Source organism: Haloterrigena alkaliphila (assembly GCF_017352155.2).
GTDB lineage: Archaea > Halobacteriota > Halobacteria > Halobacteriales > Natrialbaceae > Haloterrigena > Haloterrigena alkaliphila.
In genome coordinates this window covers 1,000,505-1,019,389 of the sequence record NZ_CP071462.1, presented here as the reverse complement: position 1 = coordinate 1,019,389, position 18,885 = coordinate 1,000,505, and the positions used below count along the sequence as shown (strand labels likewise).

23 protein-coding genes are annotated in these 18,885 nt (G+C 66.1%); 9 read left to right on the top strand and 14 right to left on the bottom strand.

Annotated features, from left to right (window positions below; translation table 11 throughout):
- Window positions 1-32: 32 nt before the first annotated feature.
- The 5 genes from pstC to J0X25_RS23765 all read right to left on the bottom strand — a co-directional run bounded on the left by pstC (window position 33) and on the right by J0X25_RS23765 (window position 4,294).
- Window positions 33-974, bottom strand: coding sequence for a phosphate ABC transporter permease subunit PstC (pstC, locus tag J0X25_RS23785; protein ID WP_207290036.1), 942 nt, complete (start codon window positions 972-974; stop codon window positions 33-35).
- A gap of 45 nt (window positions 975-1,019) precedes the next feature.
- Window positions 1,020-1,982: a PstS family phosphate ABC transporter substrate-binding protein gene (locus J0X25_RS23780; protein WP_207290035.1), complete on the bottom strand. Its 963-nt coding sequence runs from the start codon at window positions 1,980-1,982 to the stop codon at window positions 1,020-1,022.
- A 255-nt stretch (window positions 1,983-2,237) separates the two neighbouring features.
- Window positions 2,238-2,684, bottom strand: a complete 447-nt coding sequence (locus J0X25_RS23775; RefSeq protein WP_207290034.1) for an arsenate-mycothiol transferase ArsC — start codon at window positions 2,682-2,684, stop codon at window positions 2,238-2,240.
- A 34-nt stretch (window positions 2,685-2,718) separates the two neighbouring features.
- Window positions 2,719-3,879, bottom strand: coding sequence for an ACR3 family arsenite efflux transporter (gene arsB, locus J0X25_RS23770; RefSeq protein WP_207290033.1), 1,161 nt, complete (start codon window positions 3,877-3,879; stop codon window positions 2,719-2,721).
- The gene (locus J0X25_RS23765; protein WP_207290032.1) at window positions 3,872-4,294 is read right to left on the bottom strand and encodes an ArsR/SmtB family transcription factor; all 423 of its coding nucleotides are present in this window, start codon (window positions 4,292-4,294) and stop codon (window positions 3,872-3,874) included. The genes arsB and J0X25_RS23765 overlap by 8 nt, the downstream gene beginning before the upstream one ends.
- A gap of 139 nt (window positions 4,295-4,433) precedes the next feature.
- Here J0X25_RS23765 and J0X25_RS23760 point away from each other — a divergent pair, with 139 nt between their 5' ends.
- Window positions 4,434-4,868, top strand: a complete 435-nt coding sequence (locus J0X25_RS23760) for a RidA family protein (protein ID WP_207290031.1) — start codon at window positions 4,434-4,436, stop codon at window positions 4,866-4,868.
- A 20-nt stretch (window positions 4,869-4,888) separates the two neighbouring features.
- On the opposite strand, the gene phoU is transcribed toward J0X25_RS23760, so the two are convergent.
- Window positions 4,889-5,566, bottom strand: coding sequence for a phosphate signaling complex protein PhoU (gene phoU, locus J0X25_RS23755; protein ID WP_207290030.1), 678 nt, complete (start codon window positions 5,564-5,566; stop codon window positions 4,889-4,891).
- A 7-nt stretch (window positions 5,567-5,573) separates the two neighbouring features.
- Window positions 5,574-6,356 carry a phosphate ABC transporter ATP-binding protein PstB gene (gene pstB / locus J0X25_RS23750; RefSeq protein WP_225896756.1) on the bottom strand — a complete coding sequence of 261 codons (783 nt, stop codon included), beginning with the start codon at window positions 6,354-6,356 and terminating at the stop codon, window positions 5,574-5,576.
- A gap of 266 nt (window positions 6,357-6,622) precedes the next feature.
- Here pstB and J0X25_RS23745 point away from each other — a divergent pair, with 266 nt between their 5' ends.
- From J0X25_RS23745 to J0X25_RS23730, 4 genes are all read left to right on the top strand, one after another.
- A complete protein-coding gene (locus tag J0X25_RS23745; RefSeq protein WP_207290028.1) occupies window positions 6,623-7,618 on the top strand; it encodes a phosphate uptake regulator PhoU in 996 nt (331 codons plus the stop codon).
- 95 nt (window positions 7,619-7,713) lie between these two features.
- Window positions 7,714-8,667 carry a winged helix-turn-helix domain-containing protein gene (locus J0X25_RS23740; RefSeq protein ID WP_207290027.1) on the top strand — a complete coding sequence of 318 codons (954 nt, stop codon included), beginning with the start codon at window positions 7,714-7,716 and terminating at the stop codon, window positions 8,665-8,667.
- Between the two features lie 243 nt (window positions 8,668-8,910).
- The gene (locus J0X25_RS23735) at window positions 8,911-9,192 is read left to right on the top strand and encodes a hypothetical protein (RefSeq protein ID WP_207290026.1); all 282 of its coding nucleotides are present in this window, start codon (window positions 8,911-8,913) and stop codon (window positions 9,190-9,192) included.
- Between the two features lie 85 nt (window positions 9,193-9,277).
- Entirely contained in the window at window positions 9,278-10,270 is a 993-nt protein-coding gene (locus tag J0X25_RS23730) for a DUF5787 family protein (RefSeq protein WP_207290025.1), read from the top strand.
- Between the two features lie 97 nt (window positions 10,271-10,367).
- Here the strand turns inward: J0X25_RS23730 and J0X25_RS23725 are convergent, their stop codons facing one another.
- From J0X25_RS23725 to J0X25_RS23700, 6 genes are all read right to left on the bottom strand, one after another.
- The gene (locus J0X25_RS23725) at window positions 10,368-10,901 is read right to left on the bottom strand and encodes a hypothetical protein (RefSeq protein WP_207290024.1); all 534 of its coding nucleotides are present in this window, start codon (window positions 10,899-10,901) and stop codon (window positions 10,368-10,370) included.
- 170 nt (window positions 10,902-11,071) lie between these two features.
- On the bottom strand, window positions 11,072-11,896 hold the full coding sequence (locus tag J0X25_RS23720) for an MBL fold metallo-hydrolase (protein WP_207290023.1): 825 nt from the start codon (window positions 11,894-11,896) through the stop codon (window positions 11,072-11,074).
- Entirely contained in the window at window positions 11,887-12,285 is a 399-nt protein-coding gene (locus J0X25_RS23715; protein ID WP_207290022.1) for a HEPN domain-containing protein, read from the bottom strand. The genes J0X25_RS23720 and J0X25_RS23715 overlap by 10 nt, the downstream gene beginning before the upstream one ends.
- Complete coding sequence (locus tag J0X25_RS23710) at window positions 12,278-12,598, bottom strand: nucleotidyltransferase domain-containing protein (RefSeq protein ID WP_207290021.1); 321 nt, start codon at window positions 12,596-12,598, stop codon at window positions 12,278-12,280. Before J0X25_RS23710 ends, J0X25_RS23715 begins: the two co-directional genes overlap by 8 nt.
- Window positions 12,599-12,648: 50 nt before the next feature.
- A complete protein-coding gene (locus J0X25_RS23705; protein ID WP_207290020.1) occupies window positions 12,649-13,431 on the bottom strand; it encodes a PHP domain-containing protein in 783 nt (260 codons plus the stop codon).
- Between the two features lie 62 nt (window positions 13,432-13,493).
- A complete protein-coding gene (locus tag J0X25_RS23700) occupies window positions 13,494-14,909 on the bottom strand; it encodes an ATP-binding protein (protein ID WP_207290019.1) in 1,416 nt (471 codons plus the stop codon).
- A gap of 147 nt (window positions 14,910-15,056) precedes the next feature.
- Between J0X25_RS23700 and J0X25_RS23695 the strand changes: the two genes are divergently transcribed.
- Together J0X25_RS23695 and J0X25_RS23690 are read left to right on the top strand one after the other, a co-directional pair.
- The gene (locus tag J0X25_RS23695; RefSeq protein ID WP_207290018.1) at window positions 15,057-15,425 is read left to right on the top strand and encodes a universal stress protein; all 369 of its coding nucleotides are present in this window, start codon (window positions 15,057-15,059) and stop codon (window positions 15,423-15,425) included.
- Between the two features lie 2 nt (window positions 15,426-15,427).
- Window positions 15,428-16,000 carry a GNAT family N-acetyltransferase gene (locus J0X25_RS23690; protein WP_207290017.1) on the top strand — a complete coding sequence of 191 codons (573 nt, stop codon included), beginning with the start codon at window positions 15,428-15,430 and terminating at the stop codon, window positions 15,998-16,000.
- A 243-nt stretch (window positions 16,001-16,243) separates the two neighbouring features.
- Here J0X25_RS23690 and J0X25_RS23685 read toward each other — a convergent pair whose 3' ends face one another.
- Entirely contained in the window at window positions 16,244-16,705 is a 462-nt protein-coding gene (locus tag J0X25_RS23685; protein ID WP_207290016.1) for a universal stress protein, read from the bottom strand.
- Window positions 16,706-16,844: 139 nt separating this feature from the next.
- Between J0X25_RS23685 and J0X25_RS23680 the strand changes: the two genes are divergently transcribed.
- On the top strand, window positions 16,845-17,330 hold the full coding sequence (locus J0X25_RS23680; protein WP_207290015.1) for a universal stress protein: 486 nt from the start codon (window positions 16,845-16,847) through the stop codon (window positions 17,328-17,330).
- A 172-nt stretch (window positions 17,331-17,502) separates the two neighbouring features.
- On the top strand, window positions 17,503-18,780 hold the full coding sequence (locus J0X25_RS23675; protein ID WP_207290014.1) for a DHH family phosphoesterase: 1,278 nt from the start codon (window positions 17,503-17,505) through the stop codon (window positions 18,778-18,780).
- Window positions 18,781-18,885: the final 105 nt, after the last annotated feature.

Genomic DNA, 18,885 nt, shown 5'->3' with positions numbered 1-18,885 from the left:
TGTGAACGTGACGTTCGCGGTGGTCGCTCGGTTCATTGGTACTCCTCCCGGTAGCGTGCGGCGATACGGTTGCTGAGCAGGTTCATACTGAAGGTGATGGCGAACAGCGTCAATCCGATCGCGAACATCGAGTAGTAGCCGTCGGTTCCGCCGGCCAGATCCGTCGTCACCGCCTGCACCATGGCGGCGGTCATCGTCTGTCCGGAGTTGAGGAGATTCGCGAACGGCTCGGACGGGTTGAACATTCGGGCCCGGCTGCCGCCGGCCACCACGACGATCATCGTCTCGCCGATCGCTCGCGAGAGCGCCAGAATGTACGAGGAGAAGATCCCCGAGATCGACGCGGGGATGACGATCTTCGTCGAGACCTCGAACTTCGTGGCACCGAGGCCGTACCCCGCCTGTCGCAGCGAGTCCGGAACGGCGCTCATCGCGTCCTCGCTGATCGAGGAGACCATCGGGATGATCATGATCCCGACCATGATCGACGCGGAGAGCAGGTTGAACAGGCTCACCTCGAGTCCCAGTCCCTGAAGCCACGGCGTCAGGTACACGAGCGCGAAGAATCCGTACACGACGGTCGGAATCCCCGCGAGGATCTCGAGCGCCGGCTTCAGCACCGACCGCATCCGATCGCTCGCGTATTCGCTCAGATAGACCGCGGCCGCCGTGCCGATCGGGATCGCGACGAGCGCCGAGACGATCGTCACGACGAGCGTGGCGGACAGTAGCGGCAGGATACCGAGAATCGGGTTATCGCCCCGCAGGACCCACTCCGTTCCGGTGAAGAACGCGTACGGGTCGACGCGCCCGAAGAATTCGAGGGCGTCGATCGCCAGCGTGGCGACGATGCTGACCGTCACGAAGACCGTCAGCGCCGCACAGCAGAACAACAGCCCGTGGTACAGCCGTTCCTTTGCGATTCGTCCGTTCGCCGATCGCGTGAGATCGGCTTCTAGTGATGTATCACTCATTTTCTATCCGGTTTTCCTCCCGAAAAATCGAATCTGTGGTCCGCCTTACTCGCCCGCCGCGTCCTCGAGTTTGCTCCTGTTTTCGTCGACCATATCCTGGTTCGCGGGGACGTAGCCGACCTCGTCCGCGATCCAGTCGGCGTTGGAGTTCTCGAGGTAGAACTCCATGAAATCGTAGACCTCCTCGCGCTGGAGCGCCTCCTCGGAGGGGTAGACGAACAGCGGTCGGGCCAGCGGATACGTTCCCTCGCTGGCCGCCTGCAGGCTCGGGGCGGACGGCTCGTCGCCGTCGCTCTCTGCGATCTCGAGCGCCTTGACGCGGTCCTCGTTTTCGGCGTAGTACGCGTAGCCGAAGTACCCCATCGCGTACTGGCTGTTCTCGAGGCCCTGAATGATGGTGTTGTCGTCCTCGGTGCCCTCGTACTCGGTCCGGTGGCTGCCGCCGTTGACGTTCTCGGTGAACCAGTCGTAGGTCCCTGAGGTCGTGGCGGGGCCGTAGAGCTCGATTTCCTCGTCGGGCCAGTCTGAGTTGACGTCGGCCCACGTGGTGACGCTGTCGTCGGCCCAGATCTGCGACAGTTCGTCGAAGGTCATGCTATCGACCCAGTCGTTATCGGGGCTGACGGCCACCGTGAGCGCGTCGCCCGCGATGTGCATCTCGATCGGCGTGACGTCGTTCTCCGCACAGTGGTCCTCCTCTTCCGACTTGATCTGCCGCGATGAGCCGTTGATGTCGGCGTTGCCCGGACAGAAGTGGTTCTCGAAGCCGCCACCGCTCCCGGTCGAGTCGACCGTGACGTTGACGCTCCCGTTCTCGTCCATGAACCGCTGGGCCATCTCGTCCGAGATCGGGAAGACGGTGCTCGACCCCTTCACGATGACTTCTCCGCCGCCGTCCTCGCCGGTCATTTCACTGCAACCCGCGATAGCGGCCGTACCCATAGCACCTGTCGCGGCGATGAACTTCCGTCGCGATACCGCGTCGCGTCCGAACTGGTTGTCTGCCATCACCAGAAGGGAGCCACAGTTGATAGAAAAGCGATGCTATGAGCGGTATATATTCGTACGTTCCAGTACATCTAGATACTGGCCTCTATTGGAGGTCGGAACGATCCGTAAGTATAGGGCCTATATACGCTGATAACTGCACAATAGCGTTCGAATGGATTTCTGAACCGACTGCGATTCCGTCGCTGGCACCGGGCGACACTCGACTTCTATATAGCGTACTCGAGCGCGTCTCGGGAACTCTTCGGACGCAGATCAGCCGGTCGCCTCGAGTTCGTCGAACAGCGCCACGACCCGCCGTTCGACCTCGTCGCGGATCTCGCGGACCCGCTCGGGATCGGCTTCGCCGGGGTCCTCGAGCGCCCAGTCGCGGACGTCGACGTCGTCGCCGACGGTGCCGACGTCGAGCGTCGAACAGCCCATCGTCGCGACGTAGTCACAGGAGCGCAGTTCCTCGACCGTGATCTCGCGGGGCGTCCGGTCCGAGAGGTCGAAGCCGGCGCCGGCCATCGCCTCGAGCACGCCGTCGTGAACCGCATCGGCGGGGTCGGTACCGCCGGTCAGGATCTCGACGCTGTCCTCGAGGCCGCGCTCCTCACGTTCGCGCTCGGCGAAGGCGGTGGCCATCTGGGAGCGCCCGGCGTTGCGGACGCACATGAATGCGATACGGGTCGTGTCGGTGGAATCGGTGGTTGGTGGCATCGGTGGTCGTGGGTATGTGGGTGTGTGAGGTCGGTTAATCGTCGGTCGGTGTCTCTCGCGTCGATGCGCCCAGCGCGTCGGCGTCGCGCCCGCCCCAGTCCAGTTTCCGCTGGAAGTACAGCGCGACGTTGACAAGCGCGAGCAGGACGGGCACCTCGATGAGCGGGCCGACGACGGTCGCGAAGGCGACGCTGGAGCCGACGCCGAAGACGGCGACCGCGACGGCGATTGCGAGTTCGAAGTTGTTCGAGGCCGCGGTGAAGCCGATGGCCGTCGTCGTCGAGTAGTCGGCGCCGACGCCCCGGCCCATGCCGAAGCTCACGAGGAACATGACGACGAAGTAGATCGTGAGCGGGACGGCGATCAGCAGGACGTCCGCCGGCGCGGCGACGATGTTCTCGCCCTGGGTGGCGAACATGACCACGACGGTGAACAGCAGCGCGACCAGCGTCACGGGATCGATCTTCGGAACGAACTCGTCCTCGTACCACTCCTCACCCTTGGTCCGGGTGCCGACGTAGCGGGTGAGGATGCCGCCCGCGAAGGGGATGCCGAGGAAGACCGCGATGGCGTAGAACACCTGTTCCGGCGAGATATTGAACGTCGTAATCTCGGCAGCGAGCGCTTCCATACCGAGTAGCGGCGGCAGAAACAGCGCGAAGAACCAGACGTACACCCCGTAGGTGACGATCTGGAACAGGCTGTTAAAGGCCACGAGTCCGGTCACGTACTCGGTCGACCCCTCGGCGAGCTCGTTCCAGACGAGCACCATCGCGATACAGCGGGCCATCCCGATGAACACGAGTCCGAGGAAGTACTCGGGACGCGCCGGGAGGCCGGGGACGAGCCCGCTGAAGAAGAACACCGCGAGCCCGAACATCAGCGTCGGGCCGATGAGCCAGTTCTGGACGAGGCTCAGTCCGAGCACGCGCCAGTTGCGAAACACCGTCGGCAGCCGCCCGTAGTCGGCCTTCGCCAGCGGCGGGTACATCATCAGGATCAGGCCGATCTCCACGAGGTGGAGCTCCCCGATCGGTTCGGTCACCGACGGGGCGACGTGGCCGAGGCCGACGCCGACGGCCATCGCGGCGAAGATCCAGACGGTCAGGTACCTGTCGAGGAAGTCCATCGACCGCGGGTCGCCGCAGGCCTCGCAGCCGCAGTCCGGGCCGTGTTCGTGGGTCGCGTTACTCATCGCTCACGCTCCGTACGGCCTCGTCGCTCACGCTCCCCTCGAGAACCGTCACGAGCGCGACGGCGCGGTTGGTCGCGCGGTACTTCTTCCAGCGGCCGTCCTTTCGGCCGTCGACGAGGCCCGCGTCGACCAGCGCCGAGAGGGCGTGGCTGAGCCCGCTCTCGCTGACGTCGACGACGGCGTTCAACTCGCAGACGCACAGTTCCGCCCCGGCCGCCACGAGGACCCGGACGAGGGTATAGCGGGTCTCGTTGGCCAGCGCCGAGAGCACGTCCAGTTCCGTTTCGACTCGAGTCGTCCCGATCGTCTCCTCGAGCGCGTCGAGTTCTCCGAGACGACACTCGAGGTCTTCGTCTCGACACTCGCCGAGCTCGTCCTCGAGATAGCGCTGTAGTCGGTCCGTCGCTTGTGCCATCGGAGTTGAGTTGAGCAGCAATTCAATTAACTATTCCGATTCGGTTCCCTTCTCACCCTTCAGTTCAATCTTCAGGCTAAGTACCCAGATAGTTGGTGTCGGAGAAAGGACTTTACTTGATTAATCTCTAAATCGTACTATGGAAGCAGACCAAACCGAGGAACCGCGTTCCGTTCGAACGACTCCCGCGCGTACGAGCGAGAGCGGCCGACGGCAACGAGAAGGAACGGCGTTTACCGGTGCGTTCGGCAAGAAGACTGGGAGTTCCGATCTCCTCTTCGTCGAGGGGCAACTCCCGGAGTCCGACGGCCGACTCCGAACCGACGAATCGCCGTCCCGGCAGCTCGAGCGCTGTCTGACGAACCTCGAGTCGGAACTGGAGCGACGCGGACGCACGACGGACGACGTGCTCAAGCTCACGCTCTACTTCGCGGAGATGGACGCCTACGAGGCTGTCGACGAGATCTACCGGGCGTACTTCGACGAGACCCGTCCGGCACGGACCACCGTCGGCGTCTGCGACCTCCTCGGCGGTGCGGCCGTGACCGTCGATGCGGTTGTCGCGATCGAGTAACCGACGCTCCGCTACACGGCTCAGTAGATCAGTTCGTCGTCGCTCTCGACCATGTACAGCGTCCGGGCAGCGATGTTGACCGCGTGGTCGCCGACCCGCTCGAGATCCCGGATCGTCAACAACATCCGCGAGACCTCGTCGAAGAGCGCGTCGGGCGTGAGCCCGATCTCGGCCTCGAGTTCGGTCTCGAGGAGGTCCCGAACGACGAACTCGCTGGCGTTCTCACAGAGGCGGTCGATCTCGTCGTCCTCGGCCGCGATGTCGCGGGTGCGCTCCGCGTCGTCGGCGGCGTACGCCGCCATCGCCGTCTCGACCAGCTCGACGATGCGCTCGCCGATGTAGCCGATGTCGATGTCCGCGTAGCGGCGTCTCGAGGCCCGCTTGGCGTACTCCGCGAGGTTGACGGCGAGATCGGCGATCCGTTCGAGGTCGGTGATGATCTTGAACGAGGCGGCGACGAACCGGAGGTCGCTCGCGACGGGTTGCTGGAGTGCGAGCAACTTGATGCATCGCTGCTCGATCTCGAGGTAGCGCTCGTTGATCCCGTGGTCGCCCGTGATCACGGCCGCGGCGAGGGTCTCGTCCTGCGTCTCGAGGGCCGTCAGCGCGCGCTCGAGTCGCTCGCAGACGCGGTCGCTCATCTCGAGGACGTCCGCGCGCAGTCGTTCGAGCTGTCGCTGGTACGCGTCTCGAGGCATCGGCAGATCAGCCGAACTTGCCGGAGATGTAGTCCTCGACGCGGTCGTGTTCGGGGTTCTCGAAGATTTTGTCGGTGTCGTCGAACTCGACGAGTTCGCCGCCGGTGAGGAAGACGGCGGTCTTGTCGGAGATGCGCGCGGCCTGTTGCATGTTGTGGGTGACGATGACGACCGTGTACTCCTCGGCCAACTCTTCGATCAGGTCCTCGATCTTCGAGGTGGCGATCGGGTCGAGCGCCGAGGCCGGCTCGTCCATCAGGAGCACCTCGGGGTCGGGCGCGATCGCGCGGGCGATGCAGAGGCGCTGTTGCTGCCCCCCCGAGAGGTCCAGCCCGCTCGAGTCCAGTTGGTCCTGAACCTCGTCCCAGAGCGCGGCCCGCTTCAGCGCGCGCTCGACCTGTTCGTCGACGTCCTCGTCCTTGTCCTGGACCCGGAGTCCGAAGGCGACGTTGTCGCGGATACTCTTGGGGAAGGGGTTCGGGGTCTGAAACACCATCCCGATCCGTCGGCGCAGCGCGATCGGGTCGACGTCGTCGTCGTAGACGTTCTTCCCGTTGAAGTACAGTTCCCCGTCGATGCGAGCGACGTCGATGAGGTCGTTCATCCGGTTGATCGACCGCAGGAACGTCGACTTGCCACAGCCCGAGGGGCCGATGAGCGCCGTCACCTCCCCTTCGGGAATCTTCATGTCAATACTCCGCAGCGCCTGATCCTCCCCGTAGTAGACGTCGAAATCGCGCGATTCGAGCGCGATCGACTCCGAGACCGATCGCGTGCTTGAACCGTCCATCGTCTCCACGCCCCGCTGGCCGCCGGATTCGCTCCGGTCGGTCCGTGCGTCGACTCCCATTGGATTCTCACACGAACGGATCGGCTAAATAATACGCTATGTTAACTATATAGGTATACGTTTGGGTACTGTTATGGGTATACGTGTACGTTCCGGTCTACGGGACTAATCGCGCTCTATACCGCTACTGACGGCAAATACGCGACTGTAGAATTCACTCTATAGATTCGGGTAGATTTATGTTCCCTCCATAGAAAACGCGTCGTATGGAGACACGCAAGGTCCAGGTGACCGGTGGATCGACGTACACGGTGTCGCTTCCGAAGGGATGGGCGACCGAGAACGGCGTCAGTAGCGGGTCGACCGTGGAAATCTACTCGGAGGACGACACCCTGCTGGTCACGCCCCAGAGCGAGACCGACCGCCAGGAAGGCTCGCTCGACGTCTCCTCGCTCGCGGACGAGCAACTCGTCCGCGCCGTCCTGACGATGTACGTCAGCGGATTCGACGTCATTCGCCTCGAGGCCAGCCGGATCACGACCGACCAGCGGCGGGCGATCCGCAGCGCGGTGCAGGGGCTGGTCGGCGTCGAAGTCGTCGAGGAGGGGGCCGAGAGCGTCGTCATTCAGGACTTGCTCGACTCCTCGGAGCTGTCGATCGTCAACGCGGTCACCCGTATGCGCCTGATCGCGACGTCGATGCTCGAAGACGCGGTCACGGCCCTGGTCGAGAACGACGACGACATCGCCCAGGACGTCATCGAGCGCGACGACGACGTCGACCGGCTCTTCCTCGTCGTCTCGCGGATCTTCCGGGCGACGCTTCGCTCGCCGCGGGCCGCCGAGGGACTGGGCGTCTCCCGCGAGGACTGCTTCGACTTCCACTCGAGCGCCCGCCAGCTCGAGCGCGTCGCCGACCACGCCGTCAAGATCAGCCAGCTCGCTGGCAAACTCGAGGCGATCCCCGACGACGTCGCGGGAGCGTTACTCGAGGTCCACGCCGACGTCGCGACGATCCTCGAGCAGTCGATGGACGCGCTGTTCGCCGAGGATCCCGACGAGGCGACCGATCTCGGTCACGCAGCCCTCGAGGCAGTCCTCGAGATCGACGAACACACCCGGACGATCGACGACATGCTCCGCGACCTCGAACCCGTGCAGGCCCAGTCGCTCGGCTTGATCGTCGACTCGCTCTCTCGAAGCGCCGACTACGGCGGGAACATCGCCGAGACGGCGCTGCAGAAGGCGGCACCCCGTCCCTGATAGCTCGCGGCCGCTCGTCGCCCCATGGATGTCAGACTGATTACCAAAACGCCGTTCAGGGAACTATTTTGACACTCGACCGTCTCTCTGCAGGTATGAGCAAGACGGACGCCTCGAGCGAGCGCGAGAGCCCGCTCGAGTGTACGGACTGTCTGGACCCCGCCGACGCGTTCGCGCTGGTCGGCAACGAGACGCGGCTGTCGATCCTCGAGGCGCTGTGGGCCGCCGACGAGGAGGTCGTGGCGTTCTCCGAACTGCGCCGCGAGGTCGGGATGCGCGATTCGGCCCAGTTCAACTACCACCTCCAGCAGCTGACCGATCACTTCGTCACGCGGGTCGAGGGGTCCGCCGCGGACGAGGAGAGCGGTGGCTCGTCTGACGGTCGGTCCGACGGCGGCTACGCGTTCAGACACGCCGGCGAGAAGATCGTCCGCTCGGTGATCGCGGGCTCGATCACCGAGGACCCGTCGATCGAGCCGTTCCCCGTCGAAGGGAGCTGCTACGCCTGCGGCGGCTCCCTCGCGGCCAGCTACGAGGACGAACAGCTGGCCATCGACTGCACCGACTGCGGCCACGGCCACGGCGAGTACGCGTTCCCGCCGGGCGGGCTGAACGACCGGACCCGGGAGGAGGTCGCGGCGGCGTTCGACCAGCGGGTCCGCCACCTCCACTGTCTGGCCGCCGACGGCGTCTGTCCGGAGTGCAACGGCCGGATGGAGACGACCGTCGTCGAAGATGGCCACTGCTGTCTCGGCGTGGGAATCCGCGTCGATCACGAGTGCGCCCAGTGTGAGCACACGCTCTGCTCTGCGGTCGGCCTGCGGCTGCTCGACCACGCCGAGGTCGTCAGCTTCCACCGCGAGCGCGGCGTCTCGCTCGACGAGCGCCCCTACTGGACCCTCCCGTGGTGCGTCTCCGACGAGTACACGCGGATCACCGCGCGCGACCCGCTCCGGCTCGAGGTGCGGATCCCCCTCGCCGGCGACGAACTCCGCGCGACGCTCGACGAGGAGTTGACCGTCCTCGAGACGCGCGTCGACGACGTCTGATTCCGGACCGTCGCTCGAGTCCACCGCAGCCGTCTCGTCTTTCCCGTGTTCTGGCGGCGAAGTACGTCCCAATTCGTTCGCTGACCGTCAGTCCCGCCTCCGTCTTGGAGCCGTCGGCCGGTCACCTCGCGCTTCGTCCCGACAGTCGCCGGTGTCGGCACTGAAACGAATTTCAGTATCGTCGGTTACAGAAATGATTTTCAGATTATACTTATTCGCCGCTGGGCCGTCGATCCACCTACGATGAACGACCCAAGATCCCCTCGACGAATCCCGGCGATCGACGACCGCAGCGTCCTCGAGACCGCACTCCTCGCGATCGGCGTCACGTTTCTGTTCGTCGCGTCGACGCTCCTCGCCCTCCTCGCGGCGTCGACCGTCCGCGACGATCCGTCGGCGACCGCCGTCGTTGTACTGCTCGTCGGAACCGCGACCGTCACCGTTGGCGCCGTCGGCGCGCGACGGTTCGTTCGGTGGTTAGCTCCCGATCGCACCTGTTCGCACGCCGGCGCGTGGATGGAGTAGCGAATCGGACGCGACCGCCCCGGACGAACGCGGCGAACCGGAGTCACCCGACGCCCTTTTCTCGAGCGCACCCCTCTCGACGGCCGTGTCTGAGTTCGCGTTCGAACTCGAACTGTGCGCCCGCCTCGAGGAGCGCCAGGAGGGCGTCGTCGCCCGTCAACTCGGCGCGAGCGTCGCCGATCCGGGCGGTCGGATTCTCGACGTCGTCTGCGTCGAGCCCGGTCCCGAGTTCGACGACCGCGTCGCGATCACGGGCGAATCGATCCCCGACGCGGCGATCGACGCCGACGTGGGAACCGGCCGCGCCCGCTACTGGAAGGACGCCTTCGACTGCCACCCCGATCACGCTCGGCGGGTCACCGAACGGGCCTGCGAGATCGGCTTCTTCGAGCGCGAACGCCACAAGAGCCGGGAGTACGTCCGGCAGGTCGCCCGCTACCCCGACTGGTACGGCCGTATCGTCGGCATCGAGAACAAACCCGACCTCGGCCGGCCGGGGGACCTCGAGGCGCAGTTACGGACCGACGCCAGCCTCGCGCTGGTCGACGAGGTCGTGCTGGCGACCGAGAGCTACGTCACGCGCGCGCACCTGAATCGAATCCCCGATGCGGTCGGCGTCTGGCGCGTCCACCGTCCGACCGATCCGACGGACGCGGACGCGGCGCCGGAGATCGAAGTCGTCCGCGAACCGACGCAACTGTCCGTCGACGACCCCGGAATCGAACCCCGTGAATTTCACCCCGGTCGGACCGACGTCGCCGTCGTCGACCGCGACGCGAAGGCCCGGGCGCGGCGACGCCTCGCCGAACGCGCCTACGGCAAGGGGTGGCGAACCTACGCGTTCCCCGACTGCGAGGCCTGCCGGCCGGCCGACGGGACCGGCGCCACGCTGCCCTACTGCGAGTGGAAGGAGCGCGTCGTCGACGCCGGTTCGGAGTGCGGGCCGTCCTGTCCGGGCTACGATCCCGACTCGGAAGCGGACGTCGACCTCGAGGCCGAGCGCGCCCGCCGGACGGCCTGGGTGGCCGATCCGGCCGGCACGCGACGCCGGCAATCCGGACTCGATCAATTCCGCTAACCGGGGTCTCGACGCGCACCTGATGCAGCCATGAGCGCCGCGGTCAGCCCTCCGCCCCGCGTTCAGCCCGCACCTCGTCACGGACGGTCGGTCGCGCCTACGCGCTCTCGTTTCCACCCTCCGTGCTCTCGTTTCCACCGTCCCCTTCCCCGTCGGTCTCGACGACGCGGAACGCGCCGGTGAACTCCTCGCCGTCGTCGTTGCGGCTGGCGTAGAGATACGCACCCGGCGCCCAGAAGAGGCGATCGAACTGGTCGCCGGCCGCCCACTCGTCGTCCTCGTTGTCCTCCTCGTCCCACATGCACTCCGGCGGGAGGTCGAGCGGGTAGAGGCCGACGCTCGAGCCCTCCCAGACCCAGTTGACGACGGTCCGCCTGTCGATCTCGAACGCCTCGGGGACGAAGCTGTTGCCGTCCGGGTCGACCGTGATCTCGATCTCCTCCTCGCCCACGAAGTCCGTTACGTCGGCGTCCTCGAGGGCCGCTTCGGCGTCGTGGCCGCCCGACCCGTCGTCGGAGTCGCCACCGTCGCCGTCGCCGCCGTTCCCGCTCGAGCCGTCGTTGCCGAGACAGCCCGCGAGGCCGGCCGTCGCCAGCGCCGCGCCGGCGAGCCGTCGTCTGGTCCAGTTCATGGAGACAATCGGGGCTCGAAGCTCTTGAGTGGCGGTGTCCTGCGGACGGGGTTCGACTCGAGTCGCGCGCCGAACCGGACGAGACGGCCGACTGCAGTACCTCGAAGAGCCGCTCCCGGTCATCGGGATCGATGGCCGATGCCGTCGCCCCCCGATCCGGACTGTCGCGCCTACAGGACGTACGTCTCGCCGTCGACTGCCAGCGGCTCCTCGAACGCCTCGTCGGCCGGATAGTAGTGCGCGAGGTGGACCAGTCGCGTCCGGTCGGCGCGCAACTCGTCGGCCAACTCGAGCGCCCCCTCTCGAGTCATGTGTTTGGTCCCGAACGTCCGCGGAACGCCGTCGTCGGTCTCGTGGCGGCCGCCGATGGGGTGGTACTCACAGAGGTGGGCGGGCACGATGGCGTCGGCCAGCAGCAGGTCGGGATCGGCCAGCACCTCGCGGGACGCCTCGGGTACGTTGTAGCTCGTATCGCCGGTGAGCGACAGTTTCGCGCCCGTCACGGGGTCCTCGACCGCGAGGCCGTAACAGACCAGCGGCGGGTGTTCGACAGGGACCAGCGTCACCTCCAGCCCGCAGACCGAAATCGTCTCGCGGGGCGTCGTCGGGTGGACCTCGAGGGGCTCGAGGTAGTGGTAGTCGTCGCGGACCGTCTCGGCGACGCTCTTGCCCGTTTCGGGGTCGGTCTCGTCGGCCGCGTACACGTCCAGCGAGTCGAGGATGCGGAAGACGTTGCCCAGTCCGTCGAGGTGGTCGAAGTGGATGTGCGTGATGACGGCGGCGTCCGGCAGCGGAACCTCCTCGCGGAGGAACTGGTAGCGGAAGTCGGGGCTGAAGTCGATCAGCAGCGACTCGTCGAGCCGCTCGTTCTCGACGTGGACGGAAAAGCGGGTGCGCTCGACGCCGCGCTCGCGGGCGGCCTCGCAGGTGTCGCAGTCGCAGCCGACGGTCGGCGTGCCGGTGGTGTCGCCGGTGCCGAGGAGGGTTACGCGCACGGTTCGCCGTCACCTCGCTGTTCGACGATCGTTTTCATCGAATCGACGAAAGCCTCGGTGCGCGTATACAGGGCGTCAGTATCCGCAGTGATGTCGTCGTATCCGTAATCCGCCTGTTCTCGATAGTCCTTCATTCGATTCAGAAATCGTCCGTCATCTCTGGTCGCGGGACCGTCCACGACGAGCTGGGATCCGAACAACGCGATCGTCCCGCGATGAGAGTTCGGATCCTCGCCGAACGCGTACAATGCCCCCGTTGCCGCGTGAAAGCACGCACAGTACAATCGATTGACGACCGCAGTATCGGTGCCATTTCCTTTCATCAGGACCTGCGCATCGGAAAGCGCTACAGTCGCTTTTTCGATTTCCTCGGCCGCGTATTCACGCATACGCTCGTCCTTCTTCGAGTACCGTTCGGATGAACGGGTGATCGTTGCGCGATTCGAACTGCTCGACGGAGAGCGCGTGAACCGAGAAAACGACGTCGTACTCGAGACCGATATCGTACGCGAGGTTCCTGAGTTGCGCTTCACACTCCTCGTTTTCGAGGACCAGGAACACGTCGACGTCAGAGTCGCCGTGCGTATCGCCGCGAGCGGTACTGCCGAAAACCACGAGTCGTCGAATCGTATCCCCGTGGCGCTCCTGTGCCCGCGTCGCGAACACGTCCGACGCGCGTTCGTGCGGAGTGGCCTCACTCATTACTGGGTAGTTGGGAGTCGTCACATATGGATGTTCCCCGACGAGCCCACTCACTCGAGTCCCGGCGGCGTCACCGGTTCGAGGCCCCGCTTCGCGAGGTACTCCTCGAGGAATTCCACGCGATCACCGATCTCGCTCGGCCGGTGGGAGTCCGAGCCGACGGTGACGGGGACGTCGTACTCCCGCAGCGTCTCGAGGAAGGATTCGACGGGGTGGACGATCGCCGTGTCGGCGATCGCTCGGCCGGCGTTGATCTCGGGAATCGTCCGCGAGTCGGCCAGCGCTCTGGCCACGCGTTCGTAGTGGTCCGTCGTCGCCCGGCCGCGGAGCGGCGGCGTCCGCTCGATCAGATCGAGGTGGGCCGCGACGTCGAACAGGTCCGACTCGACGAGCGAGACGAGATTTTCGAAGTAGCCGTCGACGATCGCGTCCAGTTCCGCGTCGGTCATGTCCGCGAAATTGCTCGGCACCTGCACGTTCAGTCCGTCGACGGCGTGGACGCTGCCGATCGCGTAGTCGAAGTTCGCTTCCTCGAGGAACTCCCGAATCTCGGCCTCGTCGCGGGGGTCGTAGTCCATCTCGACGCCGTCGTAGATCTCGACCGAGACGTCCTCGCGCTCGCGCTGGGTCTCGATCGCCCGCCGCCGGCGCTCGTAGGTCAGATCCAGATTGAAGCCGTAGACGCTCCGGACGGTCGCGGGTTGCTCGCGAGCGGAGATCGTACAGTGATCGGTGAAGCCGATCCCCTCGAGGCCCGCCTCCCCGGCCGCGTCGGCCATCCCCTTCAGAAACCCCCCGTCGGAGTAGTTCGTGTGCGTGTGGAAATCCCTCATACGCCGACGACACCGGGCCGACGGATGACAGTTTCGCTCGGACGCCCGCGGTTCGACCCGCGTCAGTGATCGTGGTCGTGGTCGTGGTCGTGGCCGCTCGGCTCTCCCCCGTCACTGGCCTTCCCGAGATCACCGCCCGCGACCAGCGCGTCGTGGTCGCCGCCCATCATGTCCATGTTCTTCAGCGTGTCCCGCTCCTCGAACTCCTCGACGGCGTTGAGGAGATCCTGCTGGGTCAGCGTCGTCCGGTCCTCGGTCAGCGCCTCGAGGACGGCCTCCCGGAGCACCATCCGGAGGTCGCTGCCGGTCAGCCCCTCGGTGACCTCGGCGACGAGCTGTGGATCGAACTCGTCGATCTCCATGCGCCGGGTGATGACGTCGAGGATGTCAGCCCGCATGCCGTGGTCGGGTTTGGGGAAGTTGATGATCTCGTCGAAGCGCCGCCAGGCGGCGTCGTCCAGTTGATCGGGGTGGTTCGTCGCGCCGATCAGCAGGACGTCGTCCTCGATGAGCGAGATGTTGTCGATGCTCTTGAGCAGGGTGTTGACCGCCCGCTTCAAGGCGGCGTGTTCGTCGCTGCTGCGGGTCTTGGCGACGAAGTCGAACTCGTCGATAAAGAGAATGCACGGCGAGAGCCGCTTGGCGACCTCGAAGGTCTTGTCGACGTTTTTGGCCGTCTCGCCTAAGTACTGGCTCGTGATCATCGAGAGTTTGACCTCGACGAAGGGCAGATCCATGTCCTGGGCCAGCGCCTGCGCGGTCGAGGTCTTCCCGGTGCCCGGCGGCCCGACGAACAGCAGTTTGCCGATCTCGCGCAGGCCGATGTTCGAGAGGTAGTCGCGGTGTTCGATCGCCTTCGCGATCTTGTCGAGTTCGTTCTCCTGATCCTCGGTGAGCACGAGGTCGTCGAGGGACATCTCGACCTCCTCGGGCGCGCGGACCTCGACGAGGTCGAGCATCTCCTCGTCGTCCTCCTCGTCGAAGTACTCCTCGAGCAGGCCGTCGATCCAGACCCGGTCGGCCTGAATCGGTCGGTTCGCCTCCCGCGCTTCCTCGTGGGTGACGTCGAACTGCTCGCCGAACTCCTCGTGGTTCGTGAAGTGTTTCGCCAGCGTCGGGTTCTCGCGCAGTCGCTCGTCGTCGACGCGCTCGGCGAACCACTGCTCGGCCATCTCCTGCTGGGCGAGGGTGATCGTCCCCGAGAACTCGTCGCGCTCGGTGAACATCAGATCCGAGACGGCCTCCCAGGGGCGGTCGACTTCGGTCGCCTCGCGGGCCGTCCCGGTCGTCACCGAGAGCGGGCGACTGATGCCGGCCGGTTTTCGCTCCGAGCCGCCGTCGCCGTCGTCCTCGACGCCGCCGGTCCAGAACACGCGGCGGTACGACGGCGGCAGATCGTTCTCGTCCAGCGTCCTGTCGTCCGAATATATGCTCGTCGTGAGCAGGAACTCCACGACATCGAGCGCCGCATCACTCATTCGGTCAACGTACTCACCACACGTTCTTAACGTCGTCGTCCTGCGCAACGTCTGCGTGGGACTCGCCCCCACGACTCGACGGCGAGTACCCGTTCGGGACCGGTCAACGGCACAATCGTTTTCGTCTATCGGTACACATGCATGCGTATGAACGTGTTAGTGGGTCTCGTCGGGAGCGACGAATCGCTCAAAACGCTCCGGCAGACGATCGATCGCACGCGCGAAGTCGGCGACGACCTCACCGTCGCCATCGTCGAGAAACCCGAATCCAAACGCTCGCAGGAGGAAATGCGGACGAAAGCGGCCGAACTGCTCTCGGAGGGCGACGTCGAGGCGGAGACCGTCACGCTCGAGGGCGACCCCGGGAGCGCGCTGGTCGACTACGCCGAACAAGGCGAGTTCGATCAACTGGTCATCGGGGGCGGAACCCTGAGCCCGATGGGAAAGATTCAGCTGGGGCCGATCACCGAGTTCGTCCTGCTGAACGCCCCGACGACCGTCAAACTGGTGCGATAACCATGGTCGGAACGCGACAGTATCCGGACGAGCCGTCCGGACCGTTCCCCTCGCCGCCGACGACCCGGGAGGACCGGGAGGGGCGCTCGATCGAGATCCGGGCCCTCGAGGCGTTCGACGACGCCCTCGAGGACGTCGTCGAGATGTACGTCCAGTTCAGTCCCGAGGACCGGGCCCAGGGGATCCCCCCGACCGGCGAAGACCGCATCCGCAACTGGCTCGAGACGATCGGCGGCGACAGCGTCAACGTCGTCGCTTATCACGACGAGTCCGCCGTCGGTCACGCGATGCTCGTCCCCGACACCGAGGACCCGTCGGCGATCGAGGACAACGCCGACATCGAGTGGGAACTCGCGATCTTCGTCCTGCAGGACTACCAGCGGGCCGGGATCGGGACGCAACTGCTCGAGCACCTGCTGGGCCACGCGGCCGACGTCGGGATCGAACGCGTCTGGCTGACCGTCGAGCGCTGGAACAACCCGGCGATCGCCCTCTACGAGCGGGTCGGCTTCGAGTCGACCGGCACCGAGAGCTTCGAACAGGAGATGGCGATTCGGCTGTCGGACTCGAACTGATCGACCGGAGTGGCTCCCTTCTCCGTCACCGAATCCTTGGAACCGGCATCGCGGTGGCGCGCGCTGTCGGCCGGCCGAGTGAAAACGAGGTCGGCCGATGACAGCGCGCGAGGGATGAGCGACCGAGCGTAGCGAGAGAGCGAATCGGCTGGGGAGGGCGTGGCATTCCCTAGTGTCCACGATAGCAGGAACTGTCTTCGCTTCTGCCTTCCTCGAGTCTCTGGATCCGTTTACAGCGCGGAATCAGACCGAAAGTACGGGTTGGCTCGCGTAGGAAAGCACGTACTCGGCGACCTTCTCGAGCACCTCGGCCGAGGCGGTCTCGGTGACGGGTTCTCTGGGCAGCACGATGAAGTCGGCGTCGATGGCGTCGGCGGTGTCGAGGACGACGTTCCCGGGGTGGCGCGTCTTGCGCGTCTGGGAGAAGCCGTCGTCGACGGAGGTCACGAGCGACACGCCCGCCTCGTCCGCGATCGTGCCGACGTCCGCGAAGAAGCCCTGCGTGTCCTCCGCGACGGTATCTTCCTCGAGCGTCCCGGCGTTCATCCCCTGCACGACGCCCCGCCCGAGCACGTACAGGGCGTGGACCGAGGCGTCGTACCGGTCGGCGACGGCGACGGCGTACTCGACGGCGGTGGCGGACTCCTCGCTCCCGTCGACCGGCGCGAGGACCGTGTCGACGGTAACCGGCTCACTGGCGACCATACGCGGTGGTGTGTCGCCCGTCGCAAAAAAGCCATCCCACGGCCGTCCGCCAGGGATCTGAGAAAGCCCGAATCCGACGCCCCTTCGCGCAGAGGCTGAGCCGCCGGTGTTTAAGCCGTCTCGGCGTGAACCGTCGCGCATGTTCGATACGGTCGTGGTCGCCACCGACGGCTCGGAGAGCGTCAAGCGGGCCGTCGACGTCGCGCTCGACCTCGCGGACCGGTTCGACGCCGAGGTGCACGCCCTCTCGGTCGTCGACGCCAGCGAGGTCGACGCCTCTCCCCAGCAGCTCCGGGACGAACTCCGTACCGCGCTCGAGACCACCGCCGACGCCGCGCTCGCGACCGTCGAGGAGCGGGCCGACGAGGGCCTCGAGATCGACACCGCCGTCCGGGAGGGCCGACCGGCGGGCGAGATCTGCGAGTACGCCCGCGAGATCGACGCCGACCTGATCGCGACCGGCACCCGCGGCCGCCACGGCGAGAACCGCCTCCTGCTGGGCAGCGTCGCCGAACGCATCGTGCGGACCTCGCCCGTCCCCGTGCTGACGGTGCGACAACTCGAGACCACCGACGACGCTGCCCCGGCGGACGACGCTGCCGCCGACGCGACCAGTTCCGTCTGAGGGCGGCCACTCCCGTCCGAGTCCGACCACTCCCGTCCGTGCCCGACCACTCCTATCCGAGTACGCCCACCCCGTCCGAGCCCGCCCACTCCCGTCCGCGTCGCGACGGGGAGGAGCCGACTCGAGGGCCGAGACCGGCGACTACTTCCGGATCGGTCACGCAGTCGCCCCCATGGACGAGGAACTCATCGATAGCGGCGATCTGTCGATCGCCCGCAAGTCCGTGCTGCCGGGAACCGGCTTCTTCCTGCCCGACACGCTCGAGGAAGACGTCGAGGACGAGCAGGCCGCGGCCGCCCTCGAGGGGGCCGAGGTCGCCGTCGTCGCCGATCCCGACGCGGACGGACTGGCCTGCGTGGCCCTGCTCCGGGAGGCCTACGACGACGTGCGGAACGTCCCGGAGCCGGACGCTGCGGACGAGGACGACGAGAGCGACGGAGACGAGGCCGATACGCCGATCGAAGCCACCGACGCGGCCGATGCAGTCGACGACGCCGACGCCGATGCGGTCGCCGCGGGGCTCGCGGCGGAGGCCGTCGACCCGCTCGAGGAGCCCGAACCCACGCCCCACGAGGTGGCGCTGCTCCCCGCCAGCCCCCACGACGTCGAGGACGCGCTGGCCCGCGTCGCCGAGTTCGGTGACGAGGGAATCGACCTCTACGTTTGTGACCTCGCGCCCGACAAGTACGAATACGTCGAGGAGGAGCTCGAGGCGGCGCTCGAGACCGCCGACCGCGTCTCGTGGTACGACCACCACCAGTGGAACGACGAGGTCGCCCAGTCCGTTCGGGACGCCGGCGTCGACCTCGTCGTCGGCGACTCCGACGAGGAGTGTTCCGCCGACGTAGTCTACCGCTCGCTCGAGTACGACTTCTCGCCGATGTACGAGGAACTGGCCGCCGTCACTCGCGATCACGACCTCTGGCTGCGCGAGGACCCGCGCAGCGACGATCTGGCGGATTACGCCTACTGGACAGACCCCGCGGAGTACGTCGAAGTGGTCCGCGAGTACGGCGTCGACCTGCCCGAATGGGTTCGGGAGTTCCTCGCCGAGCGCCGCGAGGAGAAGCAGGCGCTGATCGATCAGGCGCTGGGTCGCGCGGAGTTCCGCGAGATCGGCGGCTACACGGTCGGCGTCACCTACGGCCGTTGTTCGCAGAACGAGGTCGCCGAGGGGATGCGCGAACGGGGCGCCGACGCCTCGGTGGTCGTCAAACCCGCCGGCTCCGCCTCGATCCGCGGAACGGACGAATTCGATCGGTGCCACGAGGTCGCGGGCAAGGTCAACGGCGGCGGACACCCCAAAGCCGCCGGCTGCAAGCCCGACATCTACGACGACATGCTCGACTTCGCGACCCACTGGACCTCGCGGGGCGCCGTGACGAAGCAGGTCATCCTCGACGCGTTCCGCGAGGTCGTCGCGGACGGGAGCGAGGACGGCGACGACTGACTCGAAGCGATAGCGGCGGCGGCCGTTTGCTCGAACCCGTGACGGGCGGACGACCAGCGGTATCTACGGGCTGTGATTGGCAGCGATCCTGACTGGATACTTAAA